We start from the raw sequence: 20078 nt of genomic DNA, 5'->3' as shown, positions 1-20078 counted from the left end.
TCACTGAATCACTATTTATCTCTATCCATTTAATCAAAAAATAATGGATATGAAGGAGTGTAAACCATGAAGAAATTACTTAGCCTTGCTGCGATAGTGCTCAGTCTTAGCGCATGCTCAGGTCAACAAGCAGCAGAAACTGCTGCACCAGTAAATGTAAAATCACTAGCTGGTGATGTACAGATTACTGACACCATTCCTGCAGATGCAAAAGCGACTTACCCAAGCCGCGGAACTGCGATTGAAAGAACATTTGTGCATCAACCACCTATGATCCCCCATAGAGATAGTTATCCTATCACTATGAAAAAGAATGGTTGTTTAACGTGTCACAGTACTGAAAAGGCAGCGCGCATGAAAGCCACGCCAATCGACAAGTCACACGTAAAAGCCGATGGAAAATTTGACGATAAATATTATTTTTGTGTTCAGTGCCATGTTGCACAAGCAGATAATAAAGAAGCATTAGTTGAGAATTACCACACAAACTAAGCTTCTACATCCAGCTTGATATCGATGTAAAATAAAAATGCCACTGGATCTCAGTGGCATTTTAGTTTGTCGCTAACATGACAACATTAGCTAAGGCTCAAAGTCTAAAGCCTTTACGGCGTCACAATATTAAACCAGAAGTTATATTCATCAAGCATGCCTAAAAACGCAGTGAATAAGCTTTCATCGCCACTAATTTTTACATCGCCTTTTTTAATGGCCTCATCAAAGGTTATCTCTTTTAGCTGGATGCTATTCATGGTTTCCATGCTCATAACTAAGCCGACATCCGGGTCTTCAACTTGATTTGAGCTGTGGTGTAATACCGCATTCTCAACTGTTAAGCTGTAACCCTTTTTAAGATCAGTGAAATCAATATTGATATCAAACTGTTTACCCGCCGCTTTGGCAGAATCCAATCTTACCGCTAAATAATCAAACAGCAATTCAGGTGTCATCGCGCGAATAGTATCAGGTGTTGCGGTTTGAGTTCCCCCTGCCGACGGAATACCATTTCGCAGCTCATAAGCACCTTGTAAATATACTGAACGCCAAGGCCCTGACTCAGCTTGATAACCTAATTGCTCAAAGGCATCGGCCAATAACTCTTTAGCCTCAGTAGATTGAGGGTTAGCAAAAACAGCATGTTTCATCACCTCAGCAACCCAGCGATATTCACCATCAGCGAAAGAGTTTTTGGCTTTTTTAACCACTTCAGCTTCGCCACCCATGTACTGCATATACTTTTTAGCAACCACTTCTGGCGGCAGATTATCAAGGTTAGATGGATTACCGTTATACCAGCCCATATAACGTTGGTACACTGCGCGGCTATTATGTTTCAGCGTACCGTAATAGCCTCTGGTAGCCCAGTTCTGCTCTAATTCAGGTGGCAGTGTGATCATTTCAGAAATCTCTTCGCCTGTGTAACCTTGGTTCATCAGTCTTACTGATTGGTCATGGGTGAATTTGTAAATATCACGCTGCTTTTTGAAATAAGGAATAATGTTGTCACTGCCCCATAAAGGCCAATGATGACTTTGGAACTTAACTTTTGCTTCTTGGCCCCACAGGCTAATAGTCTCGTCAAGGAAACTGGCCCAAATCAGCGCATCTCGCACTTGCGCCCCACGAAGGGTTAAGATGTTATGCATGGTATTAGTCGTGTTTTCCGCCATCCACAAGGCTTTATATTGTGGAAACCAAGTGTTCATCTCAGCTGGTGCTTCAGTGCCGGGGGTTAACTGAAACTCCATTTCAACACCATCAATAGTTAATTTAGTCCCCGTCTGTTTGATTTCCTTATTAGGCACTAATAAACCCGCAAGCCCGGTCGATACTGTCATACCTAGACCGCCATTTACACCGCCCTGGGCATTTCTAGGCAGTAATGCGCCGTACATAAATACCGCACGGCGACCCATGGCATTACCGGCAATGACATTTTCTGACACCGCATGCTCAGTGAAATGCTCCGGCGCTATCACCTGCACTTTACCGCTGGCGACATCTTCAGCTGTGGCTAAGCCGGTTGCACCGCCATAATGGTCAATATGGCTATGACTATAAACAATCGCCACCACTGGACGCTCTCCAATATGCTTATTAATTAAGTCTAATGAGGCTTTAGCTGTTTCAGGGGAGATTAATGGGTCAAATACAATCCAGCCCTTGTCGCCTTTAATGAAAGTGATGTTACTTAAGTCAAATCCACGTACTTGGTAAATATTATCAGTCACTTCAAATAAACCATGATGAAGTACCAATTGGCTATTACGCCATAAACTGGGGTTGACCGTATCTGGGGAGGCTTTGTCATCACTAATATAAGTTTTGTATTGCTCTAAATCCCATACCACATTGCCATTGGCATCTTTAATGGTCACCACATCAGGCTTAGCAATAAAACCCCGTTTAGCATTGTCAAAATCTTGCTTGTCGTTAAAGGGAAGCGCCTTTAGCACTGCGGCATTGGCTTTTTGAGTATGTTCAGTAGCAGGTTTAGATTGAGTAGCGGCGACACTATTAAAACACACCGCGACAGAAAAAGCCGCGGCAAGCAGATAAAGCGGTTTCATATAAGCTCCTTTTAAACACGATTAAATACTTAATTCGTTATCCTAGGAGTAAAGTTAGCTGCTTATTTAACCAAGCGCTAGCGCTATTAGTTTTATATTTATTAATAATTTTTATTTTTTATCCTCAAATTTAAAGCATAAAAAAACCGCTGTAAGCATTAGCTTGCAGCGGTTTTTATTAAAGCTTAAACGCTAGAATTACTTCTTAGCAGCAGCTTCACGTTCTTTAACGTCAGCAATTACTTTTTCAGCAACACTGTTAGGACATGGGTTGTAGTGAGCGAATTCCATAGAGAATTGGCCACGACCTGATGTCATAGTACGTAGTGAACCGATGTAACCGAACATTTCTGATAACGGTACGTCAGCTTTAATACGAACGCCAGTAACACCAGCCATTTGGTCTTTAATCATGCCACGACGACGGTTAAGGTCACCAATAACATCACCAACGTTGTCATCTGGGCTGAATACGTCAACGTTCATGATAGGCTCAAGAAGTTGTGCGCCAGCTTTAGGCATAGATTGACGGAATGCGCCTTTAGCAGCGATTTCGAACGCGATAGCTGACGAATCAACTGCGTGGAAAGCACCATCTGTAAGTTCTAGTTCAACGTCTAACACAGGGAAACCAGCAACAGTACCGGTATTCATCATGCTAGCAAAGCCCTTCTCAACTGCAGGCCAGAATTCCTTAGGAACGTTACCACCAACAACTGAAGACTTGAAAGTAAAGCCAGTATTTTGCTCGCCAGGACGGATAACATAGTCAATTTTACCAAACTGACCAGAACCACCAGACTGTTTCTTATGCGTGTAGCTATCTTCTGTAACCTTAGTGATAGTTTCACGGTAAGCAACTTGAGGTTCACCAACGATTAAGTCAACACCGTAAGTACGCTTAAGGATGTCTACTTTAATGTCTAAGTGAAGCTCACCCATACCTTTAAGGATGGTTTCGCCTGAGTCTTCGTCAGTTTCTACGCGGAAAGATGGATCTTCTGCAATCATTTTACCGATAGCGATACCCATTTTCTCACTGCCGCCTTTATCTTTTGGCGCTACAGCGATAGAGATAACTGGCTCTGGGAATACCATTGCTTCAAGAGTACAAGGATGTTTAACATCACATAAAGTGTGACCAGTTTGAACATTCTTCATACCAACGATAGCGATAATGTCACCAGCTTGCGCTGAATCTAATTCGTTACGCTCATCAGCTTGCATTTCAACCATACGACCAACACGCTCAGTTTTACCTGTAAACGAGTTAAGGATGGTGTCACCTTTGTTGATCTTACCAGAGTAGATACGTACGAAGGTTAGTGCACCAAAACGGTCATCCATGATTTTGAATGCTAACGCTTTGAATGGCTCGTCAACTGAAACTAAAGCGTGTTCGCCAGTTTCGTTACCTTCTTCATCAGTAAGAGGTTGTGGGTCAACTTCAACTGGGTTAGGTAGGTAGTCAACAACAGCATCAAGAAGAAGCTGCATACCTTTGTTCTTGAACGCAGAACCACAGTATGTAGGGAAGAATGACATATCACGGGTACCCTGACGGATACAACGCTTGATTTCTTCCATAGATGGCTCTTCGCCTTCCATGTAAGCTTCCATTAGGTCATCGTCTTGCTCTACAGCAGTTTCGATTAGCATTTCACGGTATTCTTCTACCATGTCTACCATGTCAGCTGGAACGTCTTCGATTTTGTAGTTCTCAGCTTCGCCAGTTTCGTCCCATACCCAAGCTTTACGAGTTAGTAGGTCAACAACACCACTAAACTCATCTTCGATACCAATAGGAAGAACCATAACTAGTGGGTTAGCAGCTAGAACATCTTTAGTTTGCTTAACAACACGTAAGAAATCAGCACCCATACGGTCTAATTTGTTTACGAAGATGATACGAGCAACTTCTGATTCGTTAGCATAACGCCAGTTAGTTTCTGACTGAGGCTCAACACCACCAGATCCACAGAATACACCAACACCGCCATCAAGCACTTTTAGTGAACGATAAACTTCAACAGTGAAGTCAACGTGACCAGGAGTGTCAATAACGTTAAAACGGTGGTCATTCCAGAAACAGCTTACTGCTGCTGACTGAATAGTAATACCGCGCTCAGCTTCCTGTTCCATGAAGTCAGTAGTAGATTCACCATCATGAACTTCACCGATCTTATGGATCTTACCGGTTAGCTTTAGGATACGCTCGGTGGTCGTGGTTTTACCCGCGTCAACGTGAGCGAAGATACCAATGTTTCTGTATTTGGATAATTCGGTCATGATTCAACTTTAATGATTAGTTAAGAGGTAGACGGAGCGTGTAAAAACTTAGACACACCGCACATCAGGTTATTTAAGGCGCATATTGTAAGTTGGAACCTGCAATAGCGCAAATAGGACTTGCAATTTTTATCGCATTTTACGTAAATAAATTCGATAAAAATACACATTTCTTATATAAAACAGAGAAATAAAACTTATCGTTTATTTTTCGAACAATAGTGTTTTTTTACTTCTAAGCTGTTTAAATTGACCTTAGGTTACTACAACAAGGTTAATATTGACTTAATAGCCTTCATTTAGGTGAATTTAAGTTGTTCTTCGTCGACTGATGCAAAAGTATTTAATTCGCTGTCGGACATAAAAAAATCCCTAAAAAAGCTTTAGGGATTTTTGTGTCATCAAGCAATCAAGCGTTAAGCTTATTCGCCATCAAGGGGCAAAATCACAAACAGTAAGTCACCTTGAGAAACTTGCTGACCATTACCGTTTAGAATGCGCTCAATGCGATACTTTTTATCTTCAGGGTACAGCACTGCATTTTGACGGTTAAAGCCGGCTAAGCTTACTTGAGAGAACATCTTCATCGCTTCAGTTAGCGCTAATGTTTGCTCTACTGTGACTATGTCACCTTCTTTAACAAAGTCAGGCTCACCCGGTGCTGGTGAGGTATAGAAAATACCAGCGCCTTGGGCTAACACTTTAAGCTCGTTACTTTCAGCAACCCGTAAAGACTCGGTATCTAAACCAACAGTTTCGGCCGCCGCTTCCATTTCAGCAATCAAGGCAGGTACATCTAACTCAGCCATCAAGCGTGGTAGATAGTTAGTATCGTAAACACCTTGATTGAAGGTCGCATCCTTAAGGATAAGCTTCAATAATGGAATGTTAGTGGCAATACCTTTGATGTAAGCTTCATCTAAGTAAGCAGACATCTTAGTGATCACATCTTCACGAGACTCACCGCGAATAATAATTTGCGCGATTAAGCTGTCGTAATATGGCGATACTTCTTTACCCGTTTCAGCAATTGAGATGATTTCAACATCGTCTCTTTCAGGCATGAAGCACTCACTGATCTTGCCAGGGTTTGGCAACAACTGCAGTACACCATCACTATCAAGGGCTGCTTTTTCAGCAGTAATACGCACTTCCATGGCGTAACCTTGTTCAACTGGCTCTAGATCTTCAATTGAGCGACCCGCAGCAATATCAAACTGGGCACTAACAATATCGATTCCTGAGGTTGCTTCAGTCACTGGATGCTCAACTTGCAGACGGGTATTCATTTCCATGAAGTACACTTCGTTAGCATCAAGGTTGTAGATAAACTCAACCGTACCCGCACCCATGTAATCAGTGGCATCACCTAATGCACGAGTGTATTCAAGTACCCGTTGCTTAAGCTCTTCAGGCAACATGGTTGAACCCGATTCTTCAATCACTTTTTGGTTATTACGTTGCACTGAACAGTCACGAATACCCAACACTTTGGTGTTACCAAACTTATCACGCAGTAACTGCACTTCGATATGACGCAATGAGGTGACGTATTTCTCAAGGTAAAGGTCACCGTTACCAAATGCTGCAGCCGCTTCAGTTGAAGTCTTTTGGAACAAACCAATCATGTCCTCAGCTTTAGTTACCACTTGGATGCCTTTACCACCACCACCTTGTACCGCTTTAAGCAATACAGGGTAACCAATTTCAAGCGCTACGTTTACCGCTTGCTCGGCGTTGGTCAAAATACCGTGGCTACCCGGCACAACAGGCACGTTTTGGCCTTGTGAGGTTTTAATCGCGTTTGATTTGTTACCCATAGTCGTCATCGAATGCACGCTTGGGCCAACAAAGTTTACGCCATTGTTAACACATAAAGCAGCAAATTGCGGGCTTTCTGACAAGAAGCCAATACCAGGGTGAAGCGCACCAACGTTTTCGTAATCTGCCACTTTCAGGACAGAGTAGGCATTTAAGTAACTCTCATCAGAGGTGTTACCACCAATACAAACCAGCTTATCGTTCACTTTAAGCATGTCTGCAGGCACTGAGGTCATATCAGGATCTGATGCCACCAAAACAACATTAATTTTGTTGTCATGGGCTTTACGGATCAACTTAACCGCAGTACAACCACGTGCATGGATAAGCACTTTATCAATCGGCTTCATTAACGCACGAGGATCGTCTTGAACAATCTTCTCTTCAATGGCTTTAACTTCAGGCACTAAGGTTGATACCGCTTTAGCAATGATCTCTTGGGCATGCAATGTTGGCAGTGGCATTAACGGATCAATACTTGATAATTGGCTATCAAGAGTATCGGTGAATGGGTTATGCACTAAGCCCGTCATCGCACCCGGTACTTTAGATAAGTAGTTAGATAGCGTTGCTGTTGATGGCAAGTATGCAGGCACCACCATTTGACCAGCAAATGGCATATTAGTGCCTGATAGGTAATAAGTTTGCACTAACGGATGGGTCACAAAACTTGCCTGTGCGCCACCGGTACAATCACCAAAACCAAACATCAATACCGGTAATTCATTATCACGTACAAAACGGGTGATACGGTCATTAACCACAGCCATTGAGAATAGTGCCGCTGCACCTTCTTTGGTTTGCATACCACCAGAACTGATAAAACAAACCACTGGCAATTTACGCTTAGCACATTCAATTAATAGCGCGCTGAACTTCTCAGCACTGGCCATATCAAACGCACCAGCCTGGAAGGCAATGTTTGATACCGCAACACCGACACGCAGTGTTTGACCGTTATTATCAAAGTCAGCTAAACCGGTAATTAAACCACATGGGCGAATACCTTTGTCTAATGCATCTTCAATAGATAAACGGAAACCTGGGAAGTTGAGCAAGTTGGCAGACATCTTATCGCCATTAAGCTCTTCAAATTCGGTGAAGAACTTACCAATAATATTTTCCCAACCCATTTTCCCTTGGCGCTTTTCATCACGAAGGACTTTTTGGATCAGTAGATCTTGGTAGCCCATGGTGAGGCGGTTCCAGAAATCTTTACGACGACCAATACGCACAGGGTTGATAGCACCTGTGTACTTAGATTGATCTTCTTCACTGTCGAAATACTCTGGCAATAAACGCTCAAAGAAGTAGGTTAAGATAACAAATAAACTGTCGTTTAATTGCGGGAAACCGACACTCTTCCATTGCTCTACACGGGTTAACAGTTCTGCACGGTTAGATTGCGCCATGAAGAATTTAAGCCATTTATAGAACTTGCTCTTATCGTTGGCTTCATCATTATTTGATAACGCAGTATCGATGGCGTTATGCAATAACTTATCAACTGATTCACGTGACAAGCTCTTAGACATCATCGCTTCTTTGGAAATCGACGCTAAGTTAACCACCACATTGTCATATAGTGCATTAAAGATTAATACGTTATGACATTGCCAAATGAAGTCTTCACGCAACTCATCATTGACCACAATATCAAGTACAGTCAGTTGATTCAGCTCAGGCCAAGGCGCTTGAGTAGTAGATGATGGCAATGATTCAAGGTGCTTAATTAAGCCTTTGAAGTTGTTAGCTGAGTTACCTTTCCAGCGATGATACAAAGACCAGCCGATGTTAAAGAGCAATGCCTTACGGGCTTTCTTATAGTTCTCTTTCGGCTCACCTAAGATGAAACGAGTGATCACGTTACGTTCAGCTGAAATCTCGCTACGTTTGGCATCAAAAGTGCCCCAAAGCTTATTCAACTCTTCGTCGTAAACTAATTTATCAGGCGTCGCTAACCAAGATTGAAATACACTGTCTTGCTCTTGCTGAATACGCGCCAGTAAATCACCTTCAGGTACACTCACTTTCGACAAACGGCCATACTGTTCAACCGAAATTGAATGAATACGACTGCGCACAGTGAGATAACGCAAATAACGATAGGCACTACCAAACACATTGTGGTGCATGGTTGGACTGTTCGCCACAGCTAAGCCTTGGTTATTTTCTAAGGCTGAAAGGTTTTTAGAGGGGTCTAAATAGCGCGCTAAACTACGATCATAATGCTCTCGTAAATCGTCAGATTCACGTACAAAAGTGATGGCTGCATTTTCTACCGCTTCAATACCACTGATAATCGCGCGGCGCAGGTTATGCTGACGCTCGTCTTTATCATAAGGAGAAAAATCAACTATACCGTCAATACAACCAGCAGAAAGCAACTCTTCTGGTGATACCCCCACAGACTTAGCACATTCTTGCCATGACAAGTTGTACTTGCGGGCAATGCTTTGTAAGCCTTGCGGTTGAATAGTGTTAAAAATACCGTCACGTAATGACAATAAGATGTTTGCCGCCGCTAATGGAATCGCGCCACCAGAGTAACCTGCGCCGATCACGATACCGACAGTTGGGACGTCAACATTGGCACTTTCTGCAATGGCTTTTGAAATGGTATGGGCTTGGTTTTGGCTGTTAGCCACTTCCCCCGCATCGGCGCCAGGAGTATCAATTAAGTAAACGATTGGCATTGATAACTCAGCAAAGTGACGGATCGCTTTACATGCAGCTAAATGATGCTCAGGCATCCACGCACCGTTTGCCGAGGTTCTTTCTTGGGCGATAAAACCAATGCGGCGAGTACGTGAACCGAAATTTAATTCAATTTCAGCACTGTAAAAAGAACCTAAGTGAAACTCAGTGATCAACTTACCTTTTAGATCAGCGATAACACGTTTTGCACTTGGGCGGTTTTTATCTAAAGTCGGTTGAATAACTTTAGCCACATAACTATCGACATCTAAGGTCGACAGTTCTTTTAAATTTGCTTGGATCGCATCTTCAGATAACAATCCTTTGATTTCTTCAGCTAAAGTTTGCTTACTGTGAGCTGGAAATAATGAAAAATCTTTAGCTAAATGCTCCGCTTTAAGAAAGAGCGGGTCAGCCGATTGTGCCGATGTCTTGTGTACGGGCTGCTTTTTGCTAGTCATCCTTAGATCCTCTGCTTATATAGCCTCTAAAATTTTTAGTCGGTAAATATAACTTTGTTCCCTGTACAATTACCATTAAACTATTGGGGACGCTTTGTTCCATTTTTGAGACAGTGAGGCTAAGGTGCCTGATTTAAACGGTATGATGCTGTTTGCAGCAGTAGTTAGAGCAAAAGGTTTCTCCCAAGCGGCCAGAGATATTGGCCAGCCAAAATCAACCATAAGTCGTAAAGTCGCTCAGCTAGAAGAGCAACTTGGTGTACGCTTGCTGCAACGTGATACCCGTAATTTAAGTCTGACTCAAATTGGTGCTTTGTTCTATCAACATTGTGATTCTATCCGCCAAGAAATTGAAGCCGCCAAAGCCATTATCGAAAATACCCATAGCGATATCTCCGGTTCATTGCGGATTGCCATTCCGGTGTCATTCTCTCAAGACGTCATTGCCACCCTTTGCAGTAGCTTCATGCGCCTTTATCCCAACATCGAGCTCGACGTTCAATTCACCGACAGTAATGTTGGCTTAGTCGGCGAAGGTTATGATATTGCCATAAAATATGGCCCATTAGAATCTTCTGACTTAGTGGCGCGGTTATTGTTTGAACGCCAACCTATATTAGTTGCAAGCCCTGGATATCTCAAAAAATCAGGCACACCAGCAACCCCTCAAGAGCTGGCCCAGCACAGTGGCATATTATTAGGCACCAGCATGTCGGCGCCTATTTGGCCGGTAGGTAAAGGCAATCGCAAAACCATGGCCACCTTTAAACGCAAGGTTAGGGTCAATAGTGCCAGTATGGTCAAACGCCTCGCTCAAGATGATTTTGGTATCGCCATGCTATCCAATAATAGCTGTAAGCAAGAACTGGCAGCAGGCAGTTTAGTGCCATTACTGCAAGAGTGGCCTATGGAACCCTTCAAAGTGTACGGGGTGTATTCAAGTAGACGGCAATTAGCCAGTAATATTAGCGCCTTTTTAGATTTTTTCGCGAAACGATATGGTAGCCAAGAGTCATTACAATCAATAATGAATTAGTGCTAAAGCCGTGTTAAATTAAACTCATAAAAATAAAACATCCTAAAGGAATAGTCATGTTCAAGCCCTTGTTTGCCCCCTTATTTAACCGTACTGCTTTGGCAGCTTTTACTGCCTTATTGCTAACTTCAGCCCCTACTGTTGCCCAAGGCTTCAGCATACAACGAGACGTTGAAGAGTTACGTTTACCCACAGCCCTGAGCTCAATGCCTGCCGTGGTTAATCAATATGAACACTTTAATAGCAGCTTAGGTAACAAGCTGGTTAACTCAACTGATGAGCTAGTCATTACCCAAATGGTCGCAGCCCAAGGCACCCAACTATGGCAGCAAGCGGTAGCCGATGTTCAGTCAGGCAAACACGATGATCGCGGCCTATATTGGAGTCGCCTTGCTATGCGAGAGACCTTAAAAACCGCCCATGCGGGTTATAATATTGTCCCTTGGCAGCGTGACATCTTGATTAAAGCGTTTGAGAAGTCTTCAAGAGGCTTAAGCGACATTCAGTTTTTACCCGAAAGCCAAATTAAAATTCTCGTCACAGGTTTTGACCCATTCTTTTTAGATAAGCATATTGATCAAAGTAACCCATCAGGATTAACAGCCTTGGCTTTAGATGGCGTCACTTTTAATGTTAATGGCAAACAAGCTCAAATCGAAACTGTGATGATCCCGGTGCGTTTTGCCGACTTTGATAACGGCATGATCGAATCACTATTAACGCCTATGTATCGTGATAATAGTGTTGATATGATTTTTACTGTCAGTATGGGGCGTGATAATTTTGATTTAGAGCGCTTCCCCGCAAGAGGTCGCAGCGCAGCAGCACCTGACAATTTGAACGTTTATACTGGTGCAAATAAAACCACCCCAATGGCTCCACTTTTTAATGGCGGTAACTTAAACGGTCCCGAGTTTGTGGAGTTTTCACTGCCTGTCTCTGCCATGAAGCAAGCCCAAGGTGACTGGAGCATCAATGACAATCATCAAGTGACCAGCATTAGCAGAGGTCAATTTGATGCTAAGTCCATTTACGAACTGGCTAACGAGCAATCGGTAGAAGGCTCTGGCGGCGGTTATTTATCTAATGAGATTTCATATCGCAGTATTTTATTAAAGCAACAATTTAACCGTACTTTACCGGTTGGCCATATTCATACTCCCAGAGTCGCAGGTTTTGATGCAGAAATGGAATGGAAAATGGTGCAGCAAATCCGCGAAATGATAAAACTTGCTGCGGGTTCGCTTTAGCATTAGTTTTATGCCCTGCTGATAATGCTATTATAGCCTTATCAGCAGGCGATTTCGCCTACAGCAACTTACAACTCTTTACGATTAGCTTATTATGTTCAAATCTATTTTCGCACGCCGAACATCAACCCCCATAGCAAATACCTGTACTAAACATCTTGCTTCAGAGGCTCGTATTCCATTACCGAAAACCGAAGCCCAACAGCAAGTATTATTGAAAATAGAATCCGACTATCAATTGGCCGAGCAGCAACTGCAGCGAAAATTTCCCCGTCCGAGCATTCTATTTAGCTTAAGAGGCAAAAGCGCTGGCACTGCGCATCTACAATTGAATAAACTGCGCTTTAACCCAGTGTTACTAGAAGAGAATGTCGATGCATTTGTAACCCAAGTGGTGCCCCATGAAGTTAGTCATTTATTGTGCTTTCAACTGTTTGGCAAAGTGAAGCCCCACGGTAAAGAGTGGCAACAGTTAATGAACGGCATTTATCAAATACCTGCAGACACCACCCATCAATTGGACACTAAATCCGTTGCAGGTAAACAGTTTCAGTATCATTGTCAGTGCGGCCCGGTCATGCTCAGTATTCGCCGCCACAACAAAGTCACTCGCAATCAAACTCAATACCGTTGTATCCGCTGTTCACAGGTACTAACAGCCAAAACATAGCCGTAAATAATTTTACTTTATCCTAATATTTATCATTCACTTATAGTGATATTTGCCATTGTTAGCATTGAAATAACACAATTGATTGCATCCCCAGTTTCAATCCCTTACCATCCTTCGCAAATATCAGGCTATACCACCCGTATAACGCCTGTGCCGTATATAAAAATCAGGGTCTTTTGTGCAACAGTATTTAAAACATATTTTACAGCCTCTGTGGCTGTTAGTGCTTTTCACCGCTATCATTTTAACGTCATCAAATTTACACGCAGCTGAACACCCGAAAAGTTTTCGAAGTGCTAAAAAAATTGCTCAGCAGATTTATAGTAGCTCGCTCCCCATGAGCAGTTTTTATTGTGGCTGCGACATTAAGGTGGTCGGTAAGCAGTGGAAACCCGATTTAGAAAGCTGTGGTTATCAGGTTAGGAAACAAATCCCTAGAGCTAACAGAATTGAATGGGAACATGTAGTTTCTGCTTGGGAGTTTGGCCATCAGGAACAATGCTGGCAAGATGGTGGCAGAAAAAATTGCGGCAGAGTTAGCCCAGAATTTAAGAAAATGGAAGCCGACTTACACAACCTCACTCCAACCGTGGGTGAAGTCAACGGCGACAGAAGCAATTACCGTTTTAGTCAGTGGAATGCAAAGTCTACCCTATATGGCCAATGTGATATGGTAGTCGACTTTAAGGGCCGAAAGGTGCAACCACCTGAGCAAAGCCGCGGCGCTATTGCCAGAACCTATTTTTACATGCAAGACACTTATGGGTTGTCGATTTCATCTAGCCAACAACGCTTGTTTGAAGTTTGGAACAGCTATTACCCTGTCAACGAAACAGAATGCCTGCGGGATCGTTTAATTGCAGAAAAACAGGGTAACCATAATAAAATTGTCTTAAAACAATGCCAAACCCTCAGCCTCATTGATTAAGGATTGTTATTTATGCGAGTTCCAAGAATTTATCAGCCCGTCAATGAGCTAGCGCTCAACCAACAAGTAAAGCTTGATGAAGACGGTGCAGCCCACATTGGCCGAGTGCTGCGTATGACACAAGGTGAGCAAATCAGTTTATTCAGCGGTGATGGTTATGACTATTTAGCCAATATCATCAGCGCCAATAAAAAGAATGTCACTGTGGAAATCATTACAAAAACGGCAAATGATTCAGAGTCACCGTTAGATTTACATTTAGGCCAGGTTATTTCTCGTGGTGACCGCATGGACTTTACTATTCAAAAATCTGTTGAATTGGGTGTCAGCACCATAACCCCGCTATTTTCAGATCGCTGTGGAGTCAAACTTAATGGCGAACGGCTCGATAAAAAAATCGCTCAATGGCAAAAAATTGTCATTAGTGCTTGCGAGCAATCAGGGCGAAGTGTGGTCCCTGTTGTGCGCCCAGCCATGACCTTAAGTCAGTGGTGCGCTGAGCAAACCGATGCGCTAAAGTTGAACCTACACCCAAGAGCGGCACATGGTATTAATGGTCTGTCATTGGATGAGAGTAAAGATAGCCATAAAGTTCGTTTGCTAATTGGTCCTGAAGGCGGTTTATCAGAAGAAGAGATCGCCATGACAGAAACCCAACAATTTACCGATGTATTGCTCGGTCCAAGAGTATTACGAACAGAAACCGCTTCGCTAACGGCTATCACCGCCTTGCAACTTAGGTTTGGTGATATTGGTTAATCAATGATGCATGCATTGAGAATATAAGGATAAAAGTATGATTAAGCTCGGCATAGTAATGGATCCAATTAGTGAGATTAACATTAAAAAAGATTCTAGTTTCGCCATGTTAATGGCAGCGCAAGCTCGCGGTTATCAGTTGTTTTATATGGAAATGAATGATCTTGCTATGGTTAATGGCGAGGCTACTGCCACCATGCGTTCATTGACTGTTGCAGCAAATTCTGAAAAATGGTTTGAATTAGGCGACAGTATTGATACGCCACTGGCTGACCTTGATGTCATCTTAATGCGTAAAGACCCACCATTTGATACTGAGTTTATCTATGCAACTTATATGCTTGAGCGCGCTGAAGAGCAAGGTACACTGATCGTTAATAAGCCACAAAGTTTACGTGATGCCAATGAAAAGCTGTTTACTGCGTGGTTCTCAGAATTCACCCCAGAAACCATAGTCACCAGAGATGAGCAACGCATCCGCGCTTTCCATAAAGCCAAAGGCGATATCATTTTAAAACCACTTGATGGTATGGGTGGCAGTTCAATTTTCCGCGTTAAGAAAGATGATCCTAACTTAGGCGTTATTATTGAAACCTTAACCAATGAAGGTCAGCAATACGCCATGGCACAAGCCTTTATTCCAGATATTACTTCTGGTGATAAGCGCATTTTAGTGGTCGATGGCCAGCCAGTGCCCTTCTCACTGGCACGCATTCCACAAAAAGGCGAAACCCGTGGCAATTTAGCCGCTGGCGGCCGTGGTGTGGCGCAGCCGTTATCGGAATCTGATTGGCATATTGCTAACACTATCGGACCTGAGCTTAAAAAGCGTGGGCTTATCTTTGTTGGTCTTGACGTGATTGGCGACAAGCTAACTGAAATTAACGTCACCAGCCCAACTTGTATCAAAGAAATTGAAGCCGCATTTGATGTGGATATTACTGGGATGTTGATGGACTCAATTGAAGCGCGTATCAATAAAAAAGCATAAATCAAAAGGATAGCAGCAGTGGAGATCATTGCTGCTGATATTGTCGAACACATTTGGGACTACACATGCATTTAAGACGTACGCTAGGCTTACTGCTTAGCTTAACCCTGTGGTTTTCTAATACCACTGTTGCCAATGAACTTATCGCTGAAGCCGCCATTAATACTGATACTGCTAGCCAAACTCAAGCTGAAGCTGCTGTTACTTCCGAAGCCATTTCGGAAAAAGCAGCAATTGAACAGGTTGTAATTGATGACCCCGTAATCGTCGCGCCAATTACAGCACTAAAAAGCACTAACAAAGCTTCAACTACAGCAGCTAAACCTAAAAACATGGTCATCATGGTGGGAGATGGCATGGGCCCAGCTTACACCAGCGCCTACCGCTACTTTAAAGACAACCCCAATACCCAAGAAATCGAGCAAACCGTATTCGATCGGCTGTTAGTGGGCATGGCAAGTACCTACCCTGCTCGCAGTAGCGGTTATGTGACTGACTCTGCCGCCTCGGCAACCGCGTTAGCCACAGGATTTAAAACCTATAATGGCGCGATTTCAGTCGATGAAAATAAACGCCCACTGACCACCATTATGGAACTTGCCAAAGCGGCAGGCTTATCCACGGGTGTCGCGGTATCAAGTCAGGTGAACCACGCTACTCCTGCGGCGTTTTTAACGCACAATGAGCACCGCAAAAACTATAAAGCCATCGCACAATCATATTTAAACACCGATGCTGATGTCATTTTAGGCGGCGGCCAACAGTATTTTTCAGCTGAACTGTTGCTGCAATTTAAAGACAAAGGCTATCAACACATTACCGAGTTTGAGCAACTTGATAGTATCACTGAGCCAAAAGTACTGGGTTTATTTGCCCCAGTGCAACTGCCATGGGTCATTGATGATAAGCAAGGCCATAAACTTAGCAGCTTAACGAAAAAGGCCTTAGAGCTATTAGCTCAAAACGACCAAGGCTTTGTGTTACTGGTTGAAGGCAGCCTGATAGATTGGGCTGGACATGATAATGATATCGCCTCAGTGATGGGCGAAATGGATGAATTTGCCAATGCCATTGAAGTGGTTGAGCAATTTGTTCGTCAACGTAAAGACACCTTGATGGTGGTTACCGCCGATCACAACACCGGCGGACTTTCTATTGGTACTAATGGTGAGTATGAGTGGCAGCCACAACTCATTCACGCCATCAATGCCTCACCAACGAATATTGCTCAGCAGTTAATTGCTACTGATGACTGGCAAACTAAGTTTAATCAACTGATTGGCTTTGACGCCAGCCAAGAAGAATTGACTCAATTAAGTAACGCCCGTATGCAGGGTGAAAAGCAGCTTACTGCCACAATATTAACAATCATTGATGCCCGCACTAATACCGGCTGGACCACACTGGGTCACACTGGATTAGACGTGCAGGTTTTTGCTGCAGGTCCAGGAGAAAGACTGTTCAGTGGCCATCAAAACAACACTGATATTGCCACTAAGATGATGAGTTTATTACCCCAAAGCCAAACTGTTATTATCAGTAATTAATTACTGATGAAGAAAGCTTAAAGGGTGACAATTTTGTCACCCTTTTTATTGCCGGTATTTGCTATAATCGACAGATTATTTTTTCAAAGGTTAATCTCGTGCTTACTAACGCTTCTCAAGTCATTTTAAGAAATGCTGAATTCATTGAAAACCAAGATGTTTTAATTCTAAATCATGAAGCTGATACCTTGGCGGCTGAGTTGCTTAACAGCGCTGCATCAGTGACGAGCTTAGCATTAGACTTTAACCATTATTTATTATTGCCGCAAAAACAACAAAAAGGCTTAAGCAGTCACTTTGGTCATCAGCTGCCAACTACCGATGCAGAAAAACGCTTTGATGTCGCTATTATCTATTTCCCAAAAGCTAAGCCCCTAGCGCCTTATTTATTTAACCTCGCCGCCAAGCATTTAAAGCAGGGCGGACACCTAATTGTCGTAGGCGAAAATAAAGGTGGGGTTAAATCGTTAGCAAAGTTACTACCTGAGTATTTCTCAACCCCAAGTAAGCGCGATAATGCCCGCCATTGTTTATTATTTGTCAGTGAGTTAATCGCCCAAGCACCTGTATTTGACCTTAATAATTGGGTCAGCCAATACTCATTATCAACCCCTCAAGGGGAGATCACCATTTGTAATCTTGTGGGCGTGTTTAGCGAAAAGCGTCTCGATCAAGGTACAGAATTATTGCTATCGCATTTGCCGACATTAGAAAAACGCGTATTGGACTTTGGCTGTGGTGCTGGGGTTATTAGCGCGGCCTTACTAAAAGCAAACCCAAGTTTATCCGTTGAGTGTATTGATATTAATGCCATGGCTTTAAAAGCCTGTGAACTCACCCTTGCCGCAAATGGCATGCAAGCAAAAGTGTATCCCTCTGATGGCTTTAACCAAATTAGCGGTCAATTTAATGGCATCATTGCTAACCCACCATTTCATGATGGCTTAGCCGCAACCAACCAAATTGCCAAAGACTTTGTTAAATCAAGTGCATCAAGCCTTGCCAAAGGCGGCGTCTGGCAAATTGTCGCTAACCGAAACTTGCCGTATGCCGACACCATAGCCGCTGAATTTGGCCAAGTAAATGTGCCAGCAGAAAACAATAAATATAAATTATATCAATTTAATAAATAACAAAAATGGCTCCACGGCTATGGAGTTCACAAATTATTTGATTTAGTTATAAAACAACCAATTACTGACTAGTTTTTATCCCTAAAAAACGCTACATTTTGTTAGCTAATAATAAACGTCATCTAAGGCGTATCGTTCTACCCATTGGGCAGCCTAATAAGCTCAAATGTAGAACGTAAAAATAAGGGATTTTATGCTAGCATCAGATTTAGCGGTTTTTAATGTTGATCAAACTCAAGTTGAGCTTCGCGTTACGCCTAGCCGTCACGGCCCCATCACTGAAGATGATATAACCCAGTTACTTAATCAGCCTGAATTTGCCATGCTGCGGCCCTTAGAGCAAAACATTGCTAAGGCGACCGCTGAAGTAAATAGTCACTGCAGTGTCGATAGCGGTAAACACGAATTATTTTTTATTATTGCTGAGCGCCTTGATGGTAAAGTCATCATCGAGATCAGCGAAGATAAAATGTCAGCCTCAATGAGCTTGGTGTCTGCCTATGGCGGCCAAGACCCAACACTGCCAACCATTTTAAATGCGCTTAAATTCCATAAGGTTAAAATGGGCTTAAGCAAACCCAACATCCTATCGCTACTACAACAATTAGACACCTTACCGCCAGGTGAGCAATGTCGCTCGCTGATCGCCCACGGTAAACAGCCCCAAAATGGCACCAATGCCAGCCTAGCAAGGCAAGTGCCATTAGCCCGCGAGCGCTTATTGCAACCCCAAGAGCGAGAAGATGGATCGGTGGATATGCGCGATTTGGGCGCCATGATCATGGTAAAACCAAACGATGTATTAATGATTAAAACCCCTGCTACAGATGGTGTTGCAGGTTATAACGTCAATGATGATGTTTTGCCGCAAATCCCCGGCAAAGACATGATTATGCAACCAGGTAATGGCACTCAACTGGCCGTCAATGATCCTAACTTATTAATTGCGACAGTTTCAGGTCAGCCAGTTGAAACCCGCCTTGGCATGCAAGTGGATGATGTACTACAAATTAAAGACGTTGATGTCAATTTTGGCCATGTGAACTTTGAAGGCAGCGTGTTAATTAGCGGTGATGTCCATGAAGGCATGCAAGTGAAAAGTAGCGGCGATATTACCGTCATGGGGTTTGTGGACTCAGCAACACTGGATGCCAAAGGCGATATCATTGTCAGTAAAGGCATCATTGGTCGCCAAATTAAAGAGCATCAACTTAGCACCACAATTAATGCCCAAGGACAAATTTGCGCACAATTCGTGCAATACTCAAGCCTTAATGCTGACAATGATATCTTAGTGACCAAGCAATTACTTCATAGTCACGCATGTTCAAACGGTGTCATCACAGTGAGTGATCCTAGCGGCAGACGAGGCGATCTGGTTGGTGGCAAGGCGAGCGCTAGCAAAGGCATTCATGCGGTGGCAATTGGCGCTACAGCAGGCACTAAAACCGCATTATTTTGCGCCATGGATCAAGCTCAAATTCGCGCAGAAGTCAAAACTACCCATGATAAAATCAAACAGCTTGTCATTGCAGGCCTTGATATTGAAGCTAGATTACGCAAGCTGCCACCTAAAAGCGAATGGCAAACCGATGCAGGCATGATAGAGCAAGTAAAAATGATGCTGGATGAAAAGAAACAACTCGCCAGCAATCGTGCGCAGTTAGAAGCGCAGTTCAAGCAATTACAGCAAGATGCCGATGGCTACTATAATAAGCATTTTATTCAGGCCAAAAAGCATATCTTTACCAACGTTAAAATTAATATTGGCCCGTCTAAAAATACAACCCAACGGGAGCACGGCCCTTGCCTCGTCATGAATAAGCAAAATGAAATTAGTTTTGATTATGGCAACCGATAGTTGCACTATGTAACGGGTACATACTTCAAGCGGCAATAGTGTGGCCTTAAATCATTGAGTTT

General features: G+C 43.1%; 13 protein-coding genes. 10 read left to right on the top strand and 3 right to left on the bottom strand.

Annotated elements, in window-relative coordinates; translation table 11 throughout:
• Positions 1-66: 66 nt before the first annotated feature.
• Positions 67-492, top strand: coding sequence for a nitrate reductase cytochrome c-type subunit (locus tag Q4557_RS01425; protein ID WP_102436743.1), 426 nt, complete (start codon positions 67-69; stop codon positions 490-492).
• A 113-nt stretch (positions 493-605) separates the two neighbouring features.
• On the opposite strand, the gene Q4557_RS01420 is transcribed toward Q4557_RS01425, so the two are convergent.
• The 3 genes from Q4557_RS01420 to Q4557_RS01410 form a co-directional block, all read right to left on the bottom strand.
• Entirely contained in the window at positions 606-2570 is a 1965-nt protein-coding gene (locus Q4557_RS01420) for an alkyl/aryl-sulfatase (RefSeq protein WP_102475339.1), read from the bottom strand.
• A 198-nt stretch (positions 2571-2768) separates the two neighbouring features.
• Complete coding sequence (fusA, locus tag Q4557_RS01415; RefSeq protein WP_102436739.1) at positions 2769-4859, bottom strand: elongation factor G; 2091 nt, start codon at positions 4857-4859, stop codon at positions 2769-2771.
• A gap of 422 nt (positions 4860-5281) precedes the next feature.
• Entirely contained in the window at positions 5282-9838 is a 4557-nt protein-coding gene (locus Q4557_RS01410; RefSeq protein ID WP_303410251.1) for a biotin carboxylase N-terminal domain-containing protein, read from the bottom strand.
• Between the two features lie 124 nt (positions 9839-9962).
• On the opposite strand from Q4557_RS01410, the gene Q4557_RS01405 reads away from it, so the two are divergent.
• The 9 genes from Q4557_RS01405 to Q4557_RS01365 all read left to right on the top strand — a co-directional run bounded on the left by Q4557_RS01405 (position 9963) and on the right by Q4557_RS01365 (position 20016).
• A complete protein-coding gene (locus Q4557_RS01405) occupies positions 9963-10874 on the top strand; it encodes a LysR family transcriptional regulator (RefSeq protein WP_102436735.1) in 912 nt (303 codons plus the stop codon).
• 56 nt (positions 10875-10930) lie between these two features.
• A complete protein-coding gene (locus Q4557_RS01400; RefSeq protein WP_303410248.1) occupies positions 10931-12124 on the top strand; it encodes a hypothetical protein in 1194 nt (397 codons plus the stop codon).
• Positions 12125-12218: 94 nt separating this feature from the next.
• A complete protein-coding gene (locus Q4557_RS01395) occupies positions 12219-12794 on the top strand; it encodes a SprT family zinc-dependent metalloprotease (protein ID WP_102436731.1) in 576 nt (191 codons plus the stop codon).
• A gap of 220 nt (positions 12795-13014) precedes the next feature.
• On the top strand, positions 13015-13725 hold the full coding sequence (locus Q4557_RS01390) for an endonuclease (RefSeq protein WP_241901138.1): 711 nt from the start codon (positions 13015-13017) through the stop codon (positions 13723-13725).
• Between the two features lie 12 nt (positions 13726-13737).
• Positions 13738-14484 (top strand): 16S rRNA (uracil(1498)-N(3))-methyltransferase, encoded by a 747-nt coding sequence (gene rsmE / locus Q4557_RS01385; protein WP_102475341.1) that lies wholly within the window; start codon positions 13738-13740, stop codon positions 14482-14484.
• A gap of 37 nt (positions 14485-14521) precedes the next feature.
• Positions 14522-15475: a glutathione synthase gene (gene gshB / locus Q4557_RS01380; protein WP_102436726.1), complete on the top strand. Its 954-nt coding sequence runs from the start codon at positions 14522-14524 to the stop codon at positions 15473-15475.
• 65 nt (positions 15476-15540) lie between these two features.
• Positions 15541-17022, top strand: coding sequence for an alkaline phosphatase (locus Q4557_RS01375; protein ID WP_241901135.1), 1482 nt, complete (start codon positions 15541-15543; stop codon positions 17020-17022).
• A gap of 98 nt (positions 17023-17120) precedes the next feature.
• Entirely contained in the window at positions 17121-18155 is a 1035-nt protein-coding gene (locus tag Q4557_RS01370; RefSeq protein WP_303410244.1) for a methyltransferase, read from the top strand.
• A 193-nt stretch (positions 18156-18348) separates the two neighbouring features.
• Positions 18349-20016: a DUF342 domain-containing protein gene (locus Q4557_RS01365; RefSeq protein ID WP_102475343.1), complete on the top strand. Its 1668-nt coding sequence runs from the start codon at positions 18349-18351 to the stop codon at positions 20014-20016.
• The last annotated feature ends 62 nt before the right edge of the window (positions 20017-20078 follow it).

It is taken from the genome of Shewanella sp. 5_MG-2023, from assembly GCF_030547465.1.
Taxonomy (GTDB): Bacteria; Pseudomonadota; Gammaproteobacteria; order Enterobacterales; family Shewanellaceae; genus Shewanella.
This window is presented reverse-complemented; position numbering and strand designations above follow the sequence as displayed.